This is a genomic window from Kitasatospora sp. NPDC057015 (assembly GCF_042673745.1).
Lineage (GTDB): Bacteria > Actinomycetota > Actinomycetes > Streptomycetales > Streptomycetaceae > Kitasatospora.
Genome location: NZ_JBHUSG010000038.1, coordinates 31,577 through 50,373, shown reverse-complemented (window position 1 = coordinate 50,373; position 18,797 = coordinate 31,577). Strand labels below are relative to the sequence as shown.

20 protein-coding genes are annotated in these 18,797 nt (G+C 72.8%); 12 read left to right on the top strand and 8 right to left on the bottom strand.

Annotated features, from left to right (window positions below):
- The first annotated feature begins 33 nt into the window (after positions 1-33).
- The 3 genes from hemC to hemB all read left to right on the top strand — a co-directional run bounded on the left by hemC (position 34) and on the right by hemB (position 3,745).
- Positions 34-1,032, top strand: a complete 999-nt coding sequence (gene hemC / locus ACFTWP_RS29065; RefSeq protein WP_380267882.1) for a hydroxymethylbilane synthase — start codon at positions 34-36, stop codon at positions 1,030-1,032.
- Positions 1,029-2,702: a uroporphyrinogen-III synthase gene (locus ACFTWP_RS29060; RefSeq protein WP_380267881.1), complete on the top strand. Its 1,674-nt coding sequence runs from the start codon at positions 1,029-1,031 to the stop codon at positions 2,700-2,702. The genes hemC and ACFTWP_RS29060 overlap by 4 nt, the downstream gene beginning before the upstream one ends.
- A gap of 62 nt (positions 2,703-2,764) precedes the next feature.
- The gene (hemB, locus tag ACFTWP_RS29055) at positions 2,765-3,745 is read left to right on the top strand and encodes a porphobilinogen synthase (protein WP_380267880.1); all 981 of its coding nucleotides are present in this window, start codon (positions 2,765-2,767) and stop codon (positions 3,743-3,745) included.
- Positions 3,746-3,896: 151 nt separating this feature from the next.
- Here hemB and ACFTWP_RS29050 read toward each other — a convergent pair whose 3' ends face one another.
- From ACFTWP_RS29050 to ACFTWP_RS29040, 3 genes are all read right to left on the bottom strand, one after another.
- Positions 3,897-4,154: a hypothetical protein gene (locus ACFTWP_RS29050; RefSeq protein ID WP_380267879.1), complete on the bottom strand. Its 258-nt coding sequence runs from the start codon at positions 4,152-4,154 to the stop codon at positions 3,897-3,899.
- 287 nt (positions 4,155-4,441) lie between these two features.
- Positions 4,442-4,786 (bottom strand): rodlet layer protein, encoded by a 345-nt coding sequence (locus ACFTWP_RS29045; protein WP_190213999.1) that lies wholly within the window; start codon positions 4,784-4,786, stop codon positions 4,442-4,444.
- A 98-nt stretch (positions 4,787-4,884) separates the two neighbouring features.
- The gene (locus ACFTWP_RS29040; RefSeq protein ID WP_380267878.1) at positions 4,885-5,229 is read right to left on the bottom strand and encodes a rodlet layer protein; all 345 of its coding nucleotides are present in this window, start codon (positions 5,227-5,229) and stop codon (positions 4,885-4,887) included.
- Positions 5,230-5,588: 359 nt separating this feature from the next.
- Between ACFTWP_RS29040 and ACFTWP_RS29035 the strand changes: the two genes are divergently transcribed.
- A complete protein-coding gene (locus ACFTWP_RS29035) occupies positions 5,589-6,254 on the top strand; it encodes a hypothetical protein (protein ID WP_380267877.1) in 666 nt (221 codons plus the stop codon).
- Between the two features lie 139 nt (positions 6,255-6,393).
- Here ACFTWP_RS29035 and ACFTWP_RS29030 read toward each other — a convergent pair whose 3' ends face one another.
- From ACFTWP_RS29030 to ACFTWP_RS29015, 4 genes are all read right to left on the bottom strand, one after another.
- Positions 6,394-6,753 carry a hypothetical protein gene (locus ACFTWP_RS29030; RefSeq protein ID WP_380267876.1) on the bottom strand — a complete coding sequence of 120 codons (360 nt, stop codon included), beginning with the start codon at positions 6,751-6,753 and terminating at the stop codon, positions 6,394-6,396.
- A 120-nt stretch (positions 6,754-6,873) separates the two neighbouring features.
- A complete protein-coding gene (locus tag ACFTWP_RS29025; protein WP_380267875.1) occupies positions 6,874-7,149 on the bottom strand; it encodes a chaplin in 276 nt (91 codons plus the stop codon).
- A gap of 107 nt (positions 7,150-7,256) precedes the next feature.
- Positions 7,257-7,499: a chaplin gene (locus ACFTWP_RS29020; protein ID WP_380267873.1), complete on the bottom strand. Its 243-nt coding sequence runs from the start codon at positions 7,497-7,499 to the stop codon at positions 7,257-7,259.
- 307 nt (positions 7,500-7,806) lie between these two features.
- Positions 7,807-8,058: a chaplin gene (locus tag ACFTWP_RS29015; protein WP_380267872.1), complete on the bottom strand. Its 252-nt coding sequence runs from the start codon at positions 8,056-8,058 to the stop codon at positions 7,807-7,809.
- A gap of 226 nt (positions 8,059-8,284) precedes the next feature.
- Between ACFTWP_RS29015 and ACFTWP_RS29010 the strand changes: the two genes are divergently transcribed.
- The 3 genes from ACFTWP_RS29010 to ACFTWP_RS29000 all read left to right on the top strand — a co-directional run bounded on the left by ACFTWP_RS29010 (position 8,285) and on the right by ACFTWP_RS29000 (position 12,106).
- Complete coding sequence (locus tag ACFTWP_RS29010; RefSeq protein ID WP_073924426.1) at positions 8,285-8,524, top strand: chaplin; 240 nt, start codon at positions 8,285-8,287, stop codon at positions 8,522-8,524.
- Positions 8,525-8,825: 301 nt separating this feature from the next.
- Positions 8,826-10,499 (top strand): RICIN domain-containing protein, encoded by a 1,674-nt coding sequence (locus ACFTWP_RS29005; RefSeq protein ID WP_380267870.1) that lies wholly within the window; start codon positions 8,826-8,828, stop codon positions 10,497-10,499.
- Positions 10,500-10,774: 275 nt separating this feature from the next.
- Positions 10,775-12,106 (top strand): hypothetical protein, encoded by a 1,332-nt coding sequence (locus ACFTWP_RS29000; protein ID WP_380267868.1) that lies wholly within the window; start codon positions 10,775-10,777, stop codon positions 12,104-12,106.
- 155 nt (positions 12,107-12,261) lie between these two features.
- Here ACFTWP_RS29000 and ACFTWP_RS28995 read toward each other — a convergent pair whose 3' ends face one another.
- The gene (locus ACFTWP_RS28995) at positions 12,262-12,885 is read right to left on the bottom strand and encodes a hypothetical protein (protein ID WP_380267866.1); all 624 of its coding nucleotides are present in this window, start codon (positions 12,883-12,885) and stop codon (positions 12,262-12,264) included.
- A gap of 325 nt (positions 12,886-13,210) precedes the next feature.
- Here ACFTWP_RS28995 and hemL point away from each other — a divergent pair, with 325 nt between their 5' ends.
- From hemL to ACFTWP_RS28970, 5 genes are all read left to right on the top strand, one after another.
- Positions 13,211-14,536 carry a glutamate-1-semialdehyde 2,1-aminomutase gene (gene hemL / locus ACFTWP_RS28990; RefSeq protein WP_380267864.1) on the top strand — a complete coding sequence of 442 codons (1,326 nt, stop codon included), beginning with the start codon at positions 13,211-13,213 and terminating at the stop codon, positions 14,534-14,536.
- Positions 14,537-14,727: 191 nt separating this feature from the next.
- On the top strand, positions 14,728-15,375 hold the full coding sequence (locus ACFTWP_RS28985; RefSeq protein WP_380267925.1) for a histidine phosphatase family protein: 648 nt from the start codon (positions 14,728-14,730) through the stop codon (positions 15,373-15,375).
- Positions 15,376-15,619: 244 nt separating this feature from the next.
- Positions 15,620-16,228 carry a TlpA family protein disulfide reductase gene (locus tag ACFTWP_RS28980; protein ID WP_380267862.1) on the top strand — a complete coding sequence of 203 codons (609 nt, stop codon included), beginning with the start codon at positions 15,620-15,622 and terminating at the stop codon, positions 16,226-16,228.
- Positions 16,225-17,001: a cytochrome c biogenesis CcdA family protein gene (locus ACFTWP_RS28975; protein WP_380267861.1), complete on the top strand. Its 777-nt coding sequence runs from the start codon at positions 16,225-16,227 to the stop codon at positions 16,999-17,001. The genes ACFTWP_RS28980 and ACFTWP_RS28975 overlap by 4 nt, the downstream gene beginning before the upstream one ends.
- A 2-nt stretch (positions 17,002-17,003) precedes the next feature.
- On the top strand, positions 17,004-18,797 hold the full coding sequence (locus tag ACFTWP_RS28970; RefSeq protein ID WP_380267859.1) for a cytochrome c biogenesis protein ResB: 1,794 nt from the start codon (positions 17,004-17,006) through the stop codon (positions 18,795-18,797).

Genomic DNA, 18,797 nt, shown 5'->3' with positions numbered 1-18,797 from the left:
CCATCCCACGAGTACCACCGGGACGATCGCCTCATGAATGGTCAACCGCTCACCGACCAGGCCGCGCCGCTGCGGCTCGGCACCCGCCGCAGCGCGCTGGCCGTGGCGCAGTCGGGCATGGTCGCCCGCGAGGTGACCCGGGTCACCGGGCGCCCCGTCGAACTGGTGGAGATCACCACGTACGGCGACGTGTCCCGCGAGGCCCTCGCGCAGATCGGCGGCACCGGCGTCTTCGTGTCCGCCCTGCGCGACGCGCTGTTGGAGGGCCGGATCGACTTCGCCGTGCACTCCCTCAAGGACCTCCCCACCGCCGCCCCCGACGGGCTGGTGCTGGCCGCCGTCCCCGAGCGCGAGGACCCCCGCGACGCGCTGGTCGCCCACGAGGGCCTCGACCTCGCCGCACTGGTGGAGAAGCTGGCCGGTGCCGGGCGCGCCGCCCGGATAGGCACCGGCTCCCCGCGCCGGACGGCGCAGCTGAACGCCTGGGCCGCCGCCCGCGGTCACGCGGTCGAGACCACGCCGATCCGCGGCAACGTCGACACCCGGATCGGCTTCGTGGCCTCCGGCGAGCTCGACGCGGTGGTCCTCGCCGCGGCCGGCCTCAACCGGCTCGGCCGGGCCGGCGAGGTCAGCTGGCACTTCGACCCCGAGCTGATGCTCCCGGCCCCCGGCCAGGGCGCGCTCGCCATCGAGTGCACCGCCGCCGACAGCGGGCTGGCCGGGCTGCTGGCCGCCCTCGACCACGCCCCCACCCGGGTCGCGGTGGCCGCCGAGCGCGCCCTGCTGGCCGCCCTCGAAGCCGGCTGCTCCGCTCCCGTCGCGGCTCTCGCGACCTGGCGCAGCGGATCCGAATTGTTGCTGGAGGGCGTGGTCGGTACCGTCGACGGCGCCACCCTGCTGAAGATGTCCGCCAGTGGTCCGATCGTCCTCGACGAGTCGGCCGAGCAGCACGCGCGAGCCCTCGGCCACGCGCTCGCCGCCCGGCTGCTCGACGCGGGCGCGTCCACTCTGATGGGGGAGCGAGCCCGATGAGCCCCACCGCTGCCACCGACACCCCCCTCCCGGGCGAGAGCCCGTTCCAGGCCGGGCCCGCGCCCTCCGGGCGCTGCACCTTCCTGGGCGCGGGCCCCGGGGACCCGGGACTGCTGACCCTGCGCGCCGTCGAGGTGCTGGCCTCGGCCGACATCCTGGTGGCCGACCCGCTCACCGCCGCCGCGGTGCGCAGCCACTGTCCGGCCGGTGTGCAGGTGCACACCCCCGGCGCCGGTGACCAGGACGGTGCGTTCGACCTGGCCCGGCTGGTGGCCGAGGCCGTCCGGGCCGGCAAGCACGTGGTCCGTACGGTCGACGGCGACCCGGGCCTGGACGGCTGCGCCGCCGAGGAGATGCTCTCCTGCGCCCAGTCCGCGATCCCGTTCGAGGTGATCCCGGGCGTCGCCCAGTCGGTCGGCGTGCCCGCCTACGCCGGTGTGCCGCTGCGCGGCAGCAACGGCACCGACGTCCGCTTCGTGGACGGCGCGGCGCTGCTGGCCGGCGGTCCGGTCGACCTCGGTGCGCCGGAGACCACCCTGGTGGTGCGCACCACGCTCGGCCAGCTGCCCGCCACCGCGAACGCGCTGGTCGCCAACGGCCGCAAGCCGGACTCCGCGTTCTGCGCGACGCTGTCGGGCACCACCACCCGCCAGCGCAGCTTCACCGCCACGCTGGCCACCATCGCCGCCGACCTGAAGGCCGCCCGGGTGCTGCCCTCGCCGGTCTCGGCGCCGGTCGACACCGCCACCTCGGTGATAGCCGTGGTCGGGGAGCAGGTCGCGCACCGCTCCTCGCACTCCTGGTTCGAGACCAAGCCGCTGTTCGGCTGGAACGTCCTGGTGCCGCGCACCAAGGAGCAGGCCACCGGCCTCTCCGAGCAGCTGCGCTCGTACGGCGCGGTGCCGCAGGAGGTGCCCACCATCGCGGTGGAGCCGCCGCGCACCCCGCAGCAGATGGAGCGGGCGATCAAGGGCCTGGTGACCGGCCGCTACGAGTGGATCGCCTTCACCTCGGTGAACGCGGTGCGCGCGGTCCGGGAGAAGTTCGAGGAGTACGGGCTGGACGCCCGGGCCTTCGCCGGCATCAAGGTCGCGGCGGTCGGCGAGACCACCGCGCAGGCGCTGGTCGACTTCGGCGTGAAGCCGGACCTGGTGCCCTCCGGCGAGCAGTCCGCCGCCGGGCTGCTGGAGGACTGGCCGCCGTACGACCCGGTCTTCGACCCGATCGACCGGGTGCTGCTGCCGCGTGCCGACATCGCCACCGAGACCCTGGTGGCCGGCCTGGTGGAGCTGGGCTGGGAGGTGGACGACGTGACGGCGTACCGGACGGTGCGCGCCTCGCCGCCGCCGGCCGAGACCCGCGAGGCGATCAAGGGCGGCGGCTTCGACGCGGTGCTCTTCACCTCGTCCTCGACCGTGCGCAACCTGGTCGGCATCGCCGGCAAGCCGCACAACGTGACCGTGATCGCCTGCATCGGCCCGGCCACCGCGAAGACCGCCGAGGAGCACGGCCTGCGGGTCGACGTGATGGCCCCCGCGCCGTCCGCCGCCGCGCTCGCCCAGGCCCTCGCGGACTTCGGCGCCCGTCGCCGGGACACCGCCACGGCGGCCGGCGAGCCGGTCTACCGGCCCAGCGAGCGCCGCCCGGGCTCGCGCCGCAAGGCCCGCTGAGAGATTCCCGTCGGGGGAGGCCGGGCGGCCTCCCCCGACGCCCGACCGTACGGAGAGAAGCAGTGTCCGCCGAATTCCCGCACGTGCGCCCGCGCCGGCTGCGCTCCACCCCGGCGATGCGCCGGCTGGTCGCCCAGACCCGGCTGCACCCGGCCGAGCTGATCCTGCCGCTGTTCGTCCGGGAGGGCGTGAGCCGGCCGGTGCCGATCTCCTCGATGCCGGGCGTGGTCCAGCACACCCGTGACACCCTGCGCAAGGCCGTCGTGCAGGCGGCCGAGGCGGGCCTGGGCGGCGTCATGCTGTTCGGCGTCCCCGAGGTTCAGGACGCGGTCGGCAGCGAGGGCACCAACCCGGACGGCATCCTGCAGCAGGCCATCCGCGACGTGGTCGCCGAGGTGGGCGACTCGCTGGTGGTCATGTCCGACCTCTGCCTGGACGAGTACACCGACCACGGGCACTGCGGCGTGCTGGCGGCCGACGGCAGTGTGGACAACGACGCGACGCTGCTCCGGTACGCGGAGATGGCCGTGGTCCAGGCCGACGCGGGCGTCCACCTGGTCGGCCCGTCCGGCATGATGGACGGCCAGGTCGGGGTGGTCCGCCGCGCCCTGGACGAGGCCGGGCACCAGGACACCGGCATCCTCGCCTACACCGCCAAGTACGCCTCCGCCTTCTTCGGGCCGTTCCGCGAGGCCGTCGGCTCCTCGCTCAAGGGTGACCGCAAGAGCTACCAGCAGGACCCGGCGAACGCCCGCGAGTCGCTGCGCGAGCTGGAGCAGGACCTCGCCGAGGGCGCCGACATGGTGATGGTCAAGCCCGCGATGGCGTACCTGGACGTCCTGCGCGAGATCGCCGACGCCTCGCCGGTCCCGGTCTCCGCCTACCAGGTGTCCGGCGAGTACGCGATGGTCGAGGCGGCCGCCGCGAACGGCTGGATCGACCGGGAGCGGACCATCCTGGAGACGCTCACCTCGATCCGCCGGGCCGGCGCCGAGCAGATCCTCACCTACTGGGCCGTCGAGGCCGCCGCCATGCTGCGCTGACCCGCCGCGGCCGGGCCCACGGGCGCGGCCGCGCGGACGGCGAAGGCCGGACCCCGATCGGGGTCCGGCCTTCGTGCGTACCGGCGCTGCGCCGGCATGCCCGGTACGCGCGACGGGAGCCGAGCCTGTGTCAGTGGCTTCCGTCCGGGGGTCAGCCGATGTGGGCGAAGCCCTCCTGGCCACCGATCAGGTCGGTGGAGGTGGCCGCGCCCCACTGGTGGGCGCCGGTCAGGATGTGGCTGGTGTGCGCCACGCCCCACTGGTCGCCGGCCGCGAACACCGGGTCGGCGGAGGCGGCGAACGCGCCGCCTCCGGCCACGCCGACGTGCGCGTACGCCGGGGCCGAGACGCCGGCGATCGCCAGCGCGCCGACGGCGGTCAGAACGGCCTTGCCGAGCATGCTCTTCATCGAGATCTGTCCTCTCTCCTGCGATCCGCCTCCCGGGCCCGGTGGGCCGGGGAGTGGGTGGGATCGGGTGGGGGGCCTGTCATGACACGTGATCACACGAGGCCGGCGGGCCGGTCCCGGCGCGCGTCCCGCCGAGGGTCTGTCACCCGAAGGGGGCCGCGTCCTGCCGGACCGTCCGGTCGGCCGTCGTACAGAAGCCCGTGGGGCTCGGAGGTGGTTCCCCCGAGCCCCACGGACCTGTGTTCGGCTCCGGCTGTTCAGCCGTGCCTGCCCGGCATCGGCGTGGATCAGCCGATCAGGTGCGAGACGCCCGCGTCGCCCGAGGACTGGGTGTTCTGGCCGACGTTGCAGATCTGCTTCGGGGTGCTGTTGAGGATCGGGACCTCGACCGGCACCGCGACACCGACGACGGCGACGGCGATGTTGTGAACCTCCGGCAGGCAGATGTTCGGGTTGTCGAGGGTGTGGAAGTTCGGGCTGTGGTCGCCGTGGGTGCCGGTCGCGTTGGTGCCGCCGTCGCCCTGGACGGAGACGGCCGAGCCGTCGGAGTCGGCGATGGCGGAGGCGGAACCGGCCGACATGGCGATCGCGGCGACGGCGAGGCCGGCGGCGGCGAGGGTCTTCTTGATCATTTCTGGTGTTCCTCTCGGGGGTGAATCGGGGGCGATTCGGGGTGGATCAGGAGGGGTGGAGCGGAGTGGTTCAGTTGGTCCCGACGGTGGCCGGGAGGTCAGCCGACGAGGTGCGAGACCCCGGAGTCACCCTTGGACTGGGTGCCCTGGCCCTGGGTGCAGTACTGCTTGCCACCGCTGTTGGCGATCGGGACCTCGACCGGCACTGCCACACCGAGCACGCCCACGGCGATGTTGTGGATCTCGGGGAGGCAGATGTTCGGGTTGTCCAGGAAGTGGAAGTTCGGGCTGTGGTCGCCCCAGGTGCCGGTGTTGTTGGTTCCGCCGTTGCCCTGGAGGGAGGCGGCCGAACCGTCGGAGTCGGCGATGGCGGAGGCGGGGCCGGCAGCCATGGCCAGTGCGGCCGTGACCAGGCCGGCGGTGGCGAAAGTCTTCTGGAGCATGGGGGAGATCCCTCTCTGAAATGCTTTTTCGGATTCCGTGGCGTTCAACGATGAGACCCGGTCTGCGGTCACTGGCCAGATTGCGGTGGACTCTGTAATGCGCTGCGGCATCCGGTCCTGCCATCGTCGTGGCTGCGACATTGAGATCAAAGAATGACGGGCCGGAAGGTTACGCGGAATCTGGAAAACCATCCGCTGATCGGGCCCTAGGTTCGTCGTCGAACGGCCGTGCAGTCGGATTATTAGGCCGAACCGGTCAACGGGCGCAATCCGGGCCGCAGGTGCCTCGTTAAAGCAGTTGCTTTCGGCTGCGCGACGCAGCCGACCCCAGAAGATCTCCAGCTAGAACGGTGAATACCATGAAGCTCTCCAAGCGGGCCGGTGCGATGCTGCTGGCGGTCGGCGCCGGCGTCCTCGCCTCCCAGGGCGCGGCCGCCGCCGCCGGGATCACGCCGGATCAGGTCGGCGCCCTGGAAGGGCGGCTCGCCACCGGCCAGGTGCCCTTCGACGTCCCGCTCGGCGCCGCCACCGACCACCTCGGCCTGCTCCCGCAGGGCGGTCGCCTGCACGGCGGAATCCCGACCTCGCTGGTGATGCCGGCCGTGCCGGAGAAGGAGCAGGGCAACCAGCTCGTCCCCGAGCGGATCATCCCCGCGCTGTCCGGCGGCAAGGTCGGCCCCGAGCTCCAGGCGGCCGTCCCGCTGCCCATCGCGGACCGCTCCACCGAGCTCGGCGACCTGCTGGTGGACGCCCCGGCCGCGCCGCTGAACCTGGCCGGCCCCGCCCTCACCCTCGGCCGCCCGGTCAGCTACGTCGAGGGCACCAGCGGGCCGCTGACCGAGAACCCGCTGAAGTTCGGTGAGATCGACCCGCAGCTGATCACCGCCCCGGTCCAGGCCGTGCCCGGCGCCAAGGCCTCGCTGGGCGGCTCCGACAAGCGGATCTCGGTGGCCGAGTCGGTGGAGAACCTCGCCGCCACCACCACCGCCACGGCCACCGGGGTGCTGGAGCAGACCCGGGGCTGAGCCCGCGACCGCGCGCCGCGCGCGCCGCAGGCCGAGAGCCCGGCACCCCGCCGTCCACGCAGGACGATCGGGGTGCCGGGCTCTCGGCCTGCGGTCCCGGTCCGCGTCCGCGACCGGGCGGCACCGTCGTGCCGGACGGTCAGCCCGGCAGTACGCCCAGCACCGTGCCGATGCCCGGCAGGTCCCTGGGTCCGCCGCCGTCGCTGAGCGGCCCGGTCACGGCGGTGGTGGCCACCGGCGCCAGGCCGGAGTTCTCCGGCTGCACGGCCACCCCGTTGTTCAGCACGTCGGCGGAGGACTGCGCGAACGGGTCCAGCCGGAGGTCCTTCACCGGCGCCACCCCGTACCCGAGGGCGCCGGTCAGCCCGCCGACGGCGGGGGCGACATCGGTCCGCTGGAGGTTGGTGACGGGGTCGGCGTCGGCGTGCGCCGTGCCGGTGCCGAGCAGCATCGCGGCACCCAGGACGGCGAGGCCGGCCCCGGTCTTCTTGAAGGCCATCAGGACCTACCCTTCGGGTGTTTCGGTGGTGCGGACTCGCGGGGGTGAACCGCCGACGCCGCACTGCCCCAGGGCCGGGGGCCGAGGGGCAGTACGGTCAGGGTTCGTGCCGATCGGTGATCAGCAGTCTTCCTCGTCCGTGTGGTCCTGGGGGATCTCGACGTTGGCGCAGCTGTTGCCGAACGCCGGGTTCAGGGCGCCGATCACGTTGACGGAGTTGCCGCAGAGGTTCACCGGAACGTGCACCGGCACCTGGAGCAGGTTGCCGGAGAGCACGCCGGGGGAGCCGGCGGCGACGCCCTCGGCGGTGGAGCTCGCGGCCGCGGCGCCCGCGCCGGCCAGCACCATGCCCGCGGCGGCGGCGGTGAGGACGACGGCCTTCTTCACGTTCTGCATGAGGGTTGATCTCCTAGATCACAAACGGGGGACGTGCCGCACCCCGCGGTGGCGGGGTGCGGCACGGACTCGGTGCAGCGGCAGTCGCCCAGCGGACGACCGCCGGTTCAGCCGACGTTGGCGCAGCTGTTGCCGAACGCCGGGTTGAGCAGGCCGATCACGTTGACGGTGTTGCCGCAGAGGTTCACCGGGACGTGCACCGGGACCTGGATCAGGTTGCCGGAGAGCACGCCGGGGGAGCCGGCGGCGACGCCCTCGGCGGTGGAGCTGGCGGCAGCGCCACCGGCCGCACCGACCACGAGGCCGGCCGCGACGATGGACAGGACGGCAGCCTTCTTGAGGTTACGCATGGGGTCTTCCTCCATTGTCTTCCCGACGGGATTGATTGTCGGGATCCGGGCGAAGCAGAATCATCGCCCGTGGGTTTCGGGGTGCGCCGTGATTGTCACTCTGGCGGCCCAAGTCGTGCGTGTCGCCCGTGGCTTGGGCGGTGCTCGGCCGCCTCGTTCATGCGCCCCTCGAACAATTCCCGCACGGCCGGGAAAGTTCGCACGGTGGCGCGACCAGGAGATCGTCCACGAAGAACACGAGTTCGACGCGGGATCGACCTCCCGGGAGTCCGGGGAATCGTCTTCCGTCCGGCCCGGTGGCCCGGGATCAGGCGTTCGCGCAGCTGTTGCCGAACGCCGGGTTCAGGGCGCCGATCACGTCGACGGTGTTGCCGCACAGGTTCACCGGAACGTTCACCGGGACCTGGACCAGGTTGCCGGAGAGCACGCCGGGCGAACCGGCCGCGACGCCCTCGGCCGTCGCGCCGTGGGCGTGGTGGGCGGAGGCGGTGGCGGCGCCGCCGAGCAGCAGGGCTGCGGCGGCCGCAGTGCCGAGCACGCCGTGGGCGAGCTTGCGCATGGTGTCGGGTCCCGTTTCGTGAGAGGGCCGGATGAAGCGTGTTCGCCAGGAAGAACGACCGGACGTCCGCCGGGAAACGGTCGGGTTCGGCGATCACCCGAATGCGCCGGGTAAGCCGTACGGGTGATAGCCGCCGGTCGCACGCAACCCGCCACCCCGGACCTCGTTGGAGATCACGCACGTTCCGTGCAGCTGTGAATCCTTCGATCGTTACAGGAGGCTCGATATGAGCATCAAGAAGACCGCCGCCGTTGGCGCCGCCGTGGTAGGCATCATTGCGGCCGGTGCCGGCAGCGCGATGGCCAGCTCCACCGCGGAGGGCGTCGCCGCCGGCTCCCCGGGTGTCGCCTCCGGCAACAACATCGCCGTCCCGGTGCACATCCCGGTCAACCTCTGCGGCAACTCCATCGACGTTGTCGGCCTGCTGAACCCGGCCTTCGGCAACAGCTGCGCCAACGTCGGCTGACCTCGACCGGTCGGTTCGTTCCGCGCATCACCGAGCCGCCGTCCTCACCTCCCTCCTGGGGTGCGGGCGGCGGCTCGGTGCCGTTCCGGGGTCGCCCCCGTGATCGGTCCGGGGCGCCAACTCGCCTGCGGGGCGCCTGTCATGACCCTTGTTGGCTTACTTGTCAGTAGTTAGAATATGAGGCCTGCTCATATTCCCCCCGGTCGCCCGCAGTGGTCCGGCCCGGGGAGTCGCACGCTCCACGCACCGCGCCGTCCAGGCCCCCGCCCGGCGGCGTCCCCACCCTCGCAAGGAGTAACGCGTGATCAGGTCACGGATCCCCGGCGCGCCACGATGTCGCACGGCCGCCCGCCGCTCGCCCGCCGGGGCCCTGCTCGCCACCACCGGGCTGCTCGCCGCCCTCGTCCTGGCCGGCGCCCCGGGCGCCCTCGCCGACACCGCCCCGGCCGGCGCTGCCAGGCCGGCCGCCGTCGTCGCCCTCGGCGACAGCGCCATCTCCGGGGAGGGGGCCGGCACCGACACCGGCGACGCCTACTTCCCCGACAGCGACAGCCCCACCAACTACTGCCACCGCCACCCGAAGTCGGAGATCTTCGTCACCGACATCCCCGGCGTCACCCCGGTCGACCTCGCCTGTTCCGGCGCCCAGACCGGTGACCTGGTCAGCGACCCCGAACTCGCGAAGATCACCGGCCCGGGCAGCGGCGACTTCGGCGAGCCCAAACAGGACGTCCAACTCGCCGCCACCGCCGCCAGGTACGACGTGAAGATGGTCGTCGTCACGATCGGCGCCAACGACGACTTCGACTTCAGCGGCATCATGATGCACTGCCTGAGCCAGTACTTCCCGATCCCGCAGAGCCGGGGCTGCCGGGACACCATCGGAAGCGCCGAGATCACCGCGCGGGCCGAGCGGGTCCGGCCCAAGGTGGTGGCCGCGCTGCGGAACATCCGGCAGACCATGCGCGCCGCCGGCTACCCGGACTCCTCGTACCAGCTGGTCTACCAGTCCTACTTCAACCCGATCTCGCCGGACATCCGCACCAACAGCTACCTCGGCAAGGTCGCGGACGGCTGCCCGGCCTTCCCCGAGGACCTCGCCTGGGGGCACAACTGGGTGGTGCCGCTCCTCAGCGACACCCTGCGCGCCGCCGCCGAGCAGGTCCCCGGCGTGCGCTACCTCGACCAGCGCCGGGTCGCCTTCGGCCACGAGGTCTGCGCCGAGTGGACCAGCTCGCCGTACGAGTACACCAACGGCGACGTGATCAACCTGTCCGAGTGGGTCCGCAACGGCTGCGACCAGCAGATCGGCATCCCCGGCCTGTGCATGAACATGGTGCGCCAGTCGTACCACCTGCGGGTGGCCGGCTACCGCGCCGAAGGCGTCTGCCTGGGGCAGTTCTACGCCCGGCCCGCCCAGCAGCAGGCGTACTGCACGCTCAACCAGCAGAACACCACCTCGATCGAGCCCCTCACCCCCGGCCGGCCGTTCGGCGACCGGCCGGAGGACGGCGCCTGGTACCAGCTCACCGACACCGCCACCGGCAAGGTGCTCGACCTCGCGGGCGGCGGCACCTACGGGGACAGCACCGACGGACGGGCCGCCATCACCTACCGGGCGACCGGCGGGCTGAACCAGTCCTTCGTCCTGGAGGCGAAGTCCGGCGGCAGCTTCGAGCTCGACTTCAGCGGCAACCGCGACATGTGCCTCGACGCCACCGGCGCCTCCACCGCCCCCGGCACCCGGCTGGTGCAGTGGCGCTGCAACGGCGGCGGCAACCAGCACTGGGTCCTCAAGCCCGCCGGCGACGGGCGGTACACGCTGGCCGACTCGCAGGACACCGGCAAGGTCGCCACCGCGACCGGCGACCTGGACGCCCAGGGCAACCAGCTGGTCGAACTCGCCGCCGACACCGGGGCGCCCGGCCAGCTGTGGCAGCTCACCAAGCTCGGCATCGTCTACCTGCACGGCTGACACCTGCCGCACGGCAGGCACCGGCACGGCCGGCCCACTCCCATCCGGCCCCGTGCCCCGCCCGGCTCAGCCCGTCGCCGCCCCGACCACGGCGGCGACGGGCGCCGACGGCGGGCACGGCACCGGGCACGGCGGCTCCACCCCGTGGCCCCCGCGCCGCCTCGCCCGGCGTTCGGTCGCACCCGCCCCCGGGCGGGGCCGGCGGGGCCGTGCCGTAGGCTCGCCCGGCATGTCGCGCACGGAGCGCGGTCCTCGGCGGGGGCGGAGTCAGGTTCATGAGCACACCATCCAGCACGGCGCCCGCGGCCCCGGGCCGGGCCGCGGTGCCCGCGCCCGCCGCCGACCGACCCGGCGCACCGCCCGGCAGCCCGCCCGCCGTCGGCGACTCCCGGGCCCGGCCGCAGGCCCGGCCCGGCGGCGACCGCCCGGCGCGGCGCGCCCTCGCCGTCCGGTACGCCGCCGCGCTGGGGGTGTACGCGGCGGTGAAGGCGGCCGGGTTCGCGGTCTTCCTCGCCCTGCTCGCCTACGCCGACGAGTACGGGACCAAGGCGGTCGGACGCGGCGGCGGCGCCCGGCCCTGGGACGTCCTGGGCAGCTGGGACGGCGTCTGGTACCAGCGGATCGCCCTCAACGGGTACCACCCGCAACTGATCCCGCTGCACGGCTACCCGCACGCCACCCTGTACGAGAACTCGGCGGTGTTCTTCCCGCTCTACCCGTGGCTGATCCGGATCGTCTGCGCGTGCACGGGCCTCGGCACCTACGGCGCCGGGATGCTGGTCGCGGTGGTGGCGTCCTTCGTCGCGGCCGCCGGGATCTTCGCCGTCACCGCCCGCCTCGGCGGTGCCCGGGCGGGTGTGGTCGCGGCCGCCGTCTGGGGCCTGTTCCCGGGCTCGGGGGTCGAGTGGGCGGTCTACTCGGACTCGCTCTTCGTGGCCCTCGCGGCGTGGTCCTGCTACTGCGTGATGAGCGGGCGCTGGCTCACCGCCGGCCTGCTCGCCCTCACCGCCGGACTCGGCCGACCGACCGCCGCCGCGCTCATCGCGGCCGTGTCCATCACGGCGCTGGTGGCACTCGTCCGGCGCACGGACGGCATTGCGCGCCCTCTGACGGCCATGCTGATCACCCCCTGGGGCCTGCTGGGATACCTCGGCTGGGTCGGCTGGAAGCTCGGCGACCCGGCCGGCTACTTCCACCTCCAACGCGGCGCCTGGAACCGCTACTTCGACTTCGGCGCCGCCACCGCCCACAGTCTCCTGGACGTGCTGGTGGGTCGCTGGTACGCCTGGCAGGTCAACCCCGTCCCCGACCTGATCGCGATCGCCCTGCTGATCGCGCTGCCGGGCCTGGTCGTCCTGCTGCTGCGGATCCGTCCCCCGCTGGTCCTGGTCCTCTACACCGGACTGACCATCGTCGCGGCACTGGCCAGCAACCAGATATTCGACAACATCTCCCGCTACCTGCTGCCGGCCTTCCCGCTCTTCGCCGGTCTGGCCGTCGCGCTGCGCCGGCACAGCTGGAGCACCCTGGCCGGCCTGCTCGCCCTGCCCGCCCTCGCCTCGGGCTGGTACGCGGGCTACGCCCTGTTCGAACTCGGGGTGCCGTAGCGGCCGGTTCGGGAGCCGGCTCCGCCGCCGACCCCGCGGGGACCGCCGCGCCGGACGCCGGGCCGTGCGCCGCGGCCCGTCGGGCGCACGGCTCGGACGGGCCCGTGCGCCCGGGAGCGGACGCCCGGCCCCTCAGGAGGACGAACCGGCGCGGGTCAGGGCCAGACCAGGCAGTACAGCTGGTGCCCGGCGTCGTGCAGCCGGTTCGCGAAGTCCTGCCACTCGTGCAGCATGCTGTAGATCACGAAGGCGTCGCGCGGGCCCCGGCGGTCGGGGACGGTGGACCAGATGAAGGCCGCCGCGCCCAGCTCGGTCTCGTCGGCCTTGCGGAGCGGCTCCACGACGATCTGGGGCAGCTGGACGACCGCGTAGTCGGGGTGCAGGACGACCAGTTCCAGCGGCGGCACCTGGTGCAGCGGGACGCCCTGGATGCCGGTCAGCACCATGGCGCTCATGGTCTCCGGCTTGATCTTGGTGGAGAGGTGCCCGTTGGGGGAGCCGCTGGTCTCCATCAGGTCGCCGAGGCGGCCGAGGGCGCCGAGCTCGCCGGCGTCCAGGCCGAGGCCGCCGGGGCCGAGCGCGGTGGGGACTCTGGCGGCGGTGGCGCGATCGGGTGCGCCGAAGTACTTGTAGGTCACCCCCACGCGTCCCTCACCCCGTCTTCCACTGCCACCTGCACCCGTATTCGCTCCCGTACCCCCGCTCGCGGCCCTCGCGGACCGCCGGGAACCACCCGTGATCTCGTCGTGGCCGTCCTGCGCCTCGGACACTCGGACCATCCTCACCGGAATTCGCCGGAATCGACAGACCCCCGCACGTCCGGTGTCCCTCCCGGACGTGCCCCTTACCCGTCATGCGCCGTCGTGCACGGCCGCCGTAATACCGTCCAACCCGTTCACACCGTCGTACGTCACCACTGCCCGCAGCGGCAGTCACGTAAGCCCTGTGCCATGCATGTGCGCACAGTCTGACCGGTTCGGTCAAGGCAGCAGTCGGCGCCCCTGCGGTACGGACAACCGTACAGACAACGGCACACGGATCATCGTTCCAGATGATCGGGTCCGACATGCAGAGGTGAAGGACACGATTTGAGACCATGTCCCGGTGAGCTACCCCTACGAAGCACCTCAGTCCCAGTCGCTGTTCGACCGCGCCTCGGTCGTCACCCCCGGCGGTGTCAACTCCCCGGTGCGCGCCTTCCGCGCGGTGGGGGGCACGCCGCGCTTCATGGTGTCCGGAAACGGCCCCTACCTCACCGACGCCGACGGCCGCGAGTACGTCGACCTGGTGTGTTCGTGGGGACCGATGATCCTGGGCCACGCGCACCCGGCGGTGATCGACGCCGTGCAGCAGGCCGTCTCCCGCGGCACCTCCTTCGGTACGCCGGGGCAGGGCGAGGTCGAGCTCGCCGAGGAGATCGTCGACCGGATCGCGCCGGTCGAGCAGGTCCGCCTGGTGTCCTCCGGCACCGAGGCGACCATGTCGGCGATCCGGCTGGCCCGCGGCTTCACCGGCCGCGCCAAGATCGTGAAGTTCGCCGGCTGTTACCACGGTCACGTCGACGCGCTGCTGGCCGCCGCCGGTTCCGGCGTCGCGACCTTCGGCCTGCCGGACACCCCCGGCGTCACCGGCGCCCAGGCCGGCGACACCATCGTGCTGCCGTACAACGACCTGGCCGCGGTCGAGGCGGCCTTCGCCGCGAACCCGGGCGAGATCGCCTGCGTGATCACCGAGGCCTCGCCCGGCAACATGGGCGTCGTCCCGCCGCTGCCCGGCTTCAACGGCGGCCTGGCCCGGCTCTGCCGGGAGAACGGCGCGCTGTTCGTCTCGGACGAGGTGATGACCGGCTTCCGCGTCTCCAAGGCCGGCTGGTACGGCCTGGAGGCCGCGCACGAGGGCTGGGCGCCGGACCTGCTGACCTTCGGCAAGGTGATGGGCGGCGGCTTCCCCGCGGCGGCCTTCGGCGGTCGGGCCGACGTGATGGGCCACCTGGCCCCGGCCGGGCCGGTCTACCAGGCGGGCACGCTCTCGGGGAACCCGGTCGCCACCGCGGCGGGCCTGGCGCAGCTGCGCGGCTGCACCGACGAGGTGTACGCGACGGTGGACCGGGTCGCGGCCGAGGTGTCCGGCCTGGTCTCGGAGGCGCTGGCGAAGGAGGGCGTGGCCCACCGCCTGCAGAAGGCCGGGAACATGTTCTCGGTGTTCTTCACCGAGCAGCCGGTGACCAACTACGACGAGGCGAGGACGCAGCAGGCGTACCGCTTCAACGGCTTCTTCCACTCGATGCTGGCGCAGGGCGTCTACCTGCCGCCGTCCGCCTTCGAGTCCTGGTTCGTCTCGGCCGCCCACGACGAGCGGGCCGTCGAGCGGATCGCCGCCGCCCTGCCGGCCGCCGCCCGCGCCGCCGCCGAGGCCGCGCCGGCCGCCTAGGCCCGCCGTGCCGGGCGGCCGCGCCGTCCCGTCCCACGCAGTCCCGTCCCACACCGGACCCGTCCCACACCGGACCGGTTCCCCATCGGCCCCGCCGGGGCCGCCGGACCCGTTCCGTTCCCGCCCGACCACTCAGCAGCCCGCCAGGAGAACTTGAAGTGAGCGCCCAAGAGATCACCGTCGTGCACCTCATGCGGCACGGTGAGGTGCACAACCCGGAGGGCATCCTCTACGGCCGCCTGCCGGACTACCACCTGTCCGAGCTCGGCCGGCAGATGGCCGACCGGGTCGCCGAGGACCTGGCCGGCCGGGACATCACGCACGTGGTGGCCTCGCCGCTGGAGCGGGCCCAGGAGACAGCGGAGCCGATCGGCAAGGCGCACGGCCTGGACGTCGCGGTCGACGAGCGGCTGATCGAGGCGGACAACATCTTCCAGGGCAAGACCTTCGGGGTCGGCGACGGCTCCCTGCGCAACCCCTCGTACTGGAAGTACCTGACCAACCCGTTCCAGCCGTCCTGGGGCGAGCCGTACATCGAGCAGGCGGTGCGGATGATGGCCGCGCTGGCCGCCGCCCGGGACGCCGCGCGCGGGCACGAGGCGGTCTGCGTCAGCCACCAGCTGCCGATCTGGACGGTCCGCTCGTTCGTGGAGAAGCGCCGGCTGTGGCACGACCCGCGCCGCCGCCAGTGCTCGCTGGCCTCGCTGACCAGCTTCACCTACGAGGGCGACAAGATCGTCTCGGTGGGCTACCGGGAGCCGGCCCGCGACCTGCTGCCGGCCCACCTGGTGGGCAAGGGCGGCAAGGACAAGCCGGTGGGCAAGAGCTTCGGCGCCTGAGCGCGGAAGCCGGCCCGTCCGGCGTCGGCCGGCCCGGCCGCGGCCCCGGTGTGAGTCCGCTCACCCGGGGCCGTCCCGGCTCTCCCCGGGCCCGGTCCGGGGGCCGGGGCGCGCGCCCGGCAGGTAAGCCCTTCGGGGCCTGACCGTCCAGCTGCGCCTTGGTGCAGTCGCAGGTCAGAGGGGGTTCGGCGCGCTAGGTCGGACCCCACGAAACCCGCCCGGACTTCCATGCGAAACTTTTCACATGTCTGGCACGACGCGTCCCCGCCTTCGTCTCGCCGCAGCCGTAGCCGCCGCTGCCGCGCTCGTCCTCACCGGTTGCTCGTCGTCCGGGTCATCCGGCAGCGGTGACGCGCAGACCGGCTTCATCGTGGGCAAGGGCGGCGCCCCGGACACCGCGGCCGTCGGCCACCGCAAGGACGCGCCGGACATCACCGGCACCACCCTGGAGGGCACCAAGGTCTCGCTCTCGGACTACCGGGGCAAGGTCGTGGTGCTGAACATCTGGGGCTCCTGGTGCAACCCCTGCCGCGCTGAGGCCCCCAACCTGCAGTCGGTCTGGGACAGCTACAAGGGCCAGGGCGTACAGTTCCTCGGCATCAACACCCGGGACGTCGACCCGGCGAACGCGGTCCGCTTCGAGCAGGAGAAGGGGGTCACCTTCCCCAGCCTGTACGACCCGGACGGCACCCAGATCCTCAAGTTCCCCAAGGGCAGCCTGAACCCGCAGTCGATCCCGACCACGCTGGTGATCGACCGCGAGGGCAAGCTGGCGGCCCGGGCGATGCGGGCGCTGGAGACCGAGGACATCGAGGCGATGCTGAAGCCCGTCCTGGCGGAGCAGCAGAGTTGAGTGCCACCCTGATCGCCCTGGGCGGCGCCGCCGGCACCGTCCAGAGCGGCGCCATCCTGCTGGCCCTGCCGGTGGCGCTGGCGGCCGGCCTGGTGTCGTTCTTCTCGCCGTGCGTGCTGCCGCTGGTGCCGGGCTACCTCTCGTACGTCACCGGCTTCTCGGCGGCCGACCTCGCCGACGCGCGCGGCGCCCGCCGCGGCCGGATGCTGCTCGGCTCGGTGCTGTTCATCCTCGGCTTCACCGCCGTGTTCGTCTCCACCGGCGCGCTGTTCGGCTACTTCGGGCAGACCCTGCAGGAGCACCGCAGGGCGATCAGCGCCGTGCTGGGCGCGCTGACCATCGTGATGGGCCTGGCCTTCATGGGCCTGGTGCCCGGGCTGAGCATGCGCGAGGTCCGCTCGCACCGCCGCCCGGCGATCGGGCTGGCGGGGGCGCCGCTGCTGGGCGTGGTCTTCGGGGTCGGCTGGACGCCGTGCATCGGCCCGACCCTGGGCACCATCCTGTCGCTGTCCACCAGCGAGGCGGACGCCGGCCGCGCCGCGCTGCTGATGACCGTCTACTGCCTGGGCCTCGGCGTACCGTTCGTCCTGGCCGCGCTGGCCTTCCGCCGGGCGCTCGGCGCCTTCGGCTGGGTCAAGCGGCACTACCCGCTGGTGATGCGGATCGGCGGCGGCATGCTGGTCGCCGTGGGGCTGCTGCTGGTCACCGGGGTCTGGGACGCGCTGGTGCAGCAGATGCAGGTCCTGACCGCCGACTTCTCGATCGGAATCTGAGCGTGAGCAACACCGACACCGACACCGGCCCCCGCCGGGCGGACGAGGACGAGCGGACGGCGGAGCGCCTCACCAGCGCCCCGGTCGAGGCGGACGGCCCGGCCGGCATGGGCGTGCTGGGCTGGGTCCGCTGGACCTGGCGGCAGCTGACCTCGATGCGGGTCGCGCTGGTCCTGCTGTTCCTGCTCTCGCTGGCGGCCGTCCCCGGCTCGCTGATCCCGCAGAACGGCCGCAACGCCTTCAAGGTGGAGGCCTGGAAGGCCGCGCACACCACGGTCGCGCCGATCTACCAGAAGCTCCAGCTGTTCGACGTGTACAGCTCGGTGTGGTTCTCGGCGATCTACATCCTTCTGTTCGTCTCGCTGGCGGGCTGCATCGTCCCGCGCACCTGGCAGTTCGTCGGGGTGCTGCGCGCGCACCCGCCGGCCGCGCCGCGCAACCTGACCCGGATGCCGGTCTACGCGGCCTGGCGCACCGACGTCGACCCCGCGGCGGTGAACGAGGCGGCGCACCGGCTGCTGCGCCGCCGGCGGTTCCGGGCGAACCTGGCCGACGGCTCGGTGTCCTCCGAGAAGGGCTACCTGCGCGAGGTCGGCAACCTGCTCTTCCACCTGTCGCTGTTCGCGCTGCTGGCCGGCTTCGCCTGGGCGAACCTGGCCAGCGGTGAGGGCGGCAAGCTGGTGATCGAGGGCCAGGGCTACTCCAACACCATGACGCAGCTGGACGACTTCAAGGGCTCGGCCTTCTACGGCTCGGAGGACCTGGACTCGTTCGGCTTCAAGCTGGACAACTTCACCTCCCGGTTCCAGACCAGCGGCGACCAGGTCGGCAGCGCCCGCGAGTTCACCGCGCACATCCGGTACTGGCAGGGCAGCGACGACTCCAGGCAGACCAAGGGCGACATCGAGGTCAACCACCCGCTGGAGATCGGCAGCAGCAAGGTCTTCCTGATCGGTCACGGCTACGCGCCGGTGGTCACGGTGCGCAACGCCAAGGGCGAGACGGTGTACTCGGGCCCGACCGCGTTCCTGCCGCAGGACGGCAACCTCACCTCCACCGGTGTGATCAAGGTGTCCGACTACGGCTACAGCGAGAAGGACGACAAGAAGGTCAAGATGGCCTTCCAGGGCTTCTTCCTGCCGACCGCGCCGGCCAACTTCGACCTGACCACCGGTCCGCGCTCGCTGTTCCCCGCGGCCGCCGACCCGCTGCTGGTGCTGAACGCGTACGTCGGCCCGGCCGGCGACTCCGGCCTGCCGGAGAACGTCTACCAGCTGGACAGCCGGGGGATGACCCAGCTGAACCAGGACGGCCAGATCGCGAAGGTGAAGCTCAAGCCCGGCCAGGGCTGGACCCTCCCGGACAACTACGGAACGGTCACCTTCGACGGCTACAAGCAGTGGGCGAGCTTCACGGTCTCGCACCGCCCGGGCAACTCGGTCGCGCTGGCCGGCGCGGTCTGCGCGATCCTCGGCCTGATCGGCTCGCTGTTCGTGCAGCGCCGCCGGATCTGGGTGCGGGCGGTCGCCGCTCCGGACGGCACCACCCTGGTCGAGCTCGCCGGGCTGGCCCGCAGCGAGTCCGCCAAGATCGCCGAGGAGCTGGCCGAACTCGCGGTCGACCTCCAGGACGACGCCCCGGCCCTGGACGACCCGGGCCCCGACGAGCCGGCCTCCGACGGGCCGTCCCCTGCAGAGCCGTCCCCTGCCGAGCCGGACGCGGCCGAGGCCGGATCCGCACCCGAAGCAACAACCCCAGACCCCGCAGTCCCTGCCGACCCGCACTCCAAGGAGTAG